Source organism: Kitasatospora sp. NPDC091257 (assembly GCF_044757675.1).
In the GTDB taxonomy this organism is placed as follows: Bacteria; Actinomycetota; Actinomycetes; order Streptomycetales; family Streptomycetaceae; genus Kitasatospora; species Kitasatospora lactacystinica.
In genome coordinates, this window is the sequence record NZ_JBIVVI010001356.1 from 1 (window position 1) to 2244 (window position 2244).

At 72.7% G+C, this 2244-nt stretch carries 2 protein-coding genes; both read right to left on the bottom strand.

Going from position 1 to position 2244, the window contains the following annotated elements; all coding sequences use genetic code 11:
* Positions 1-29: 29 nt before the first annotated feature.
* Positions 30-461 carry an SRPBCC family protein gene (locus ACIQOV_RS38210; protein ID WP_401055364.1) on the bottom strand — a complete coding sequence of 144 codons (432 nt, stop codon included), beginning with the start codon at positions 459-461 and terminating at the stop codon, positions 30-32.
* 81 nt (positions 462-542) lie between these two features.
* Positions 543-2165 (bottom strand): AMP-binding protein, encoded by a 1623-nt coding sequence (locus ACIQOV_RS38215; protein ID WP_401055365.1) that lies wholly within the window; start codon positions 2163-2165, stop codon positions 543-545.
* Positions 2166-2244: the final 79 nt, after the last annotated feature.

A 2244-nucleotide genomic window follows, 5' to 3' on the forward strand; every position in this document is an offset into this window, starting at 1 on the left:
GGGAAGCGCAGGTCCGTACGGGAGGGCGGTCACCCCGTGAGCCGTCCCTCCAGGGCGCGCAGGTCCGCGGTGAGCGCGGTGCGCACCTGGCGGGACAGCAGCGGGCCGGTCAGGCGGAAGCCGCCGCGGACGCGGATGCGGGCGAAGGTCCCGGCCTGGGTGGGCTCGAAGGTGTAGGTGACGCGCATGGGCATCGGTCCGGCGACGGAGACCATGTCGAGGAGCGTCGGCGGGTCGTGGCGTGCCACGCGCAGCACGTACGAGAAGGTCCGGCCCAGGAAGCGCGCGGTCCGGGTGATCTCGGCGCCCGCGCCGAAGCCGCCGGTGTCGGCCTCCCGGGTGAGGGTGGCGTCGCGGATGCCCTGGGTCCACTCGGGGTCGTGGCGCCAGTCCATCGCGTAGGCGGCGACCGTGGCGGGCGGGAGGGGGATCAGGCGTTCCACTGTGACGTCGAGGGGCATGATCACACTCTCCCGCCGGGCGGGCCACCGCGCTCCCCGGACGCGCCCGGGCGGAGGGGCGCCCGGGCCGGGGCCCGGGGCCTACAGCCCCAGGATCCGCTGGGCCTCCGCCCGCATCTCGACCTTGCGGATCTTCCCGGTGACCGTCATCGGGAACTCCTCGACCACGTGCACGTAGCGCGGGATCTTGACGTGGGCGAGCCGGCCGGCGCAGTACGCGCGGACGGTCTCGGCGGTGAGCGGCTCGGCGCCCTCCCGCATCCGGATCCAGGCCATCAGCTCCTCGCCGTACCTGGTGTCGGGCACGCCGATGACCTGGACGTCGAGGATGTCCGGGTGGGCGTGGAGGAACTCCTCGATCTCGCGCGGGTAGAGGTTCTCGCCGCCGCGGATCACCATGTCCTTGATCCGGCCGGTGATGGCGAGGTAGCCGTCCTCGTCCATCACCGCGAGGTCCCCGGTGTGCATCCAGCGGGCGGCGTCGACGGCCTCGGCGGTGCGCTCGGGCTCGCCCCAGTAGCCGAGCATGACGGAGTAGCCGCGGGTGCACAGCTCGCCGGGTTCGCCGCGCGGGACGGTGCGACCGGTGGCCGGGTCGACCACCTTGGCCTCCAGGTGCGGGCCGACCCGGCCCACCGTGGCGACCCTGCGCTCGACCGGGTCGTCGACCCGGGTCTGGGTGGAGACCGGCGAGGTCTCGGTCATGCCGTAGCAGATGGACACCTGCGTCATGCCCATCCGGCCGATGACCTCCTTCATCACCTCGCTCGGGCAGGGCGAGCCGGCCATGATGCCGGTGCGCAGGCTGCCGAGGTCGTAGCGGTCGAAGTCCGGGTCGGCCAGTTCGGCGATGAACATGGTCGGTACCCCGTACAGCGAGGTGCAGCGTTCGGCGGCGACGGCGGCCAGGGTGGCGCCGGGCTCGAAGGAGGGGGCGGGGATGACCGTGCAGGCGCCGTGCGAGGTGGCGGCCAGGTTTCCCATCACCATGCCGAAGCAGTGGTAGAAGGGCACCGGGATGCAGATCCGGTCCTGCTCGGTGTAGTTGAGCAGCTCGCCGACGAAGTAGCCGTTGTTGAGGATGTTGTGGTGCGAGAGCGTCGCACCCTTGGGGAAGCCCGTCGTCCCGGAGGTGTACTGGATGTTGATCGGGTCGTCGGGGGCCAACTCGCCCTGACGCTCGGCGAGTCGGGAGGGGTCTGCCCGCCTGCCGGCGGCGGTCACGGCTTCCCAGGCGGGGCTGCCGAGCAGCAGGACGCGCTCCAGCTCCGGGCAGCGGTGGCGGACTTCCTCGATCATCCCGGCGTAGTCGGAGGTCTTGAAGCGCTCGGCGGCGACCAGCAGCCGGATGCCGGCCTGGTTGAGCACGTACTCCAACTCGTGCGAGCGGTAGGCCGGGTTGACCGTGACGAGGATCGCGCCGAGCTTGGCGGTGGCGTACTGGGTGAGCGTCCACTCGGCACAGTTGGGGGCCCAGATGCCGACCCGGTCCCCCTTGGCGATCCCGAGCTCCAGCAGTCCGAGCGCCAGGGCGTCGACGTCGGCGGCGAGTTCGGCGTACGTCCAGCGGCGGGCGGTGGCCCGGTCGACCAGGGCGTCGCGCTCGGGGAAGGCGCGCACCGCGCGGTCGAGGTTCTCCCCGATGGTGTCGCCGAGCAGCGGGACGTCCGAGGTGCCGGAGGCGTAGCTGCGCGGGGTCGGCATGGTCGGCACGGGCTGGCTCCTGGGGACGGCGGTGCGGGACGGGGACCATGGTCGCGGGCCCCGGCCCCGCGCCGCCACC

Excerpts from the sequence above, each read along its gene's own strand:
- ACIQOV_RS38210 (WP_401055364.1), bottom strand. The coding sequence starts at position 461 with ATGCCCCTCGACGTCACAGTGGAACGCCTGATCCCCCTCCCGCCCGCC.
- ACIQOV_RS38215 (WP_401055365.1), bottom strand. The coding sequence starts at position 2,165 with ATGCCGACCCCGCGCAGCTACGCCTCCGGCACCTCGGACGTCCCGCTG.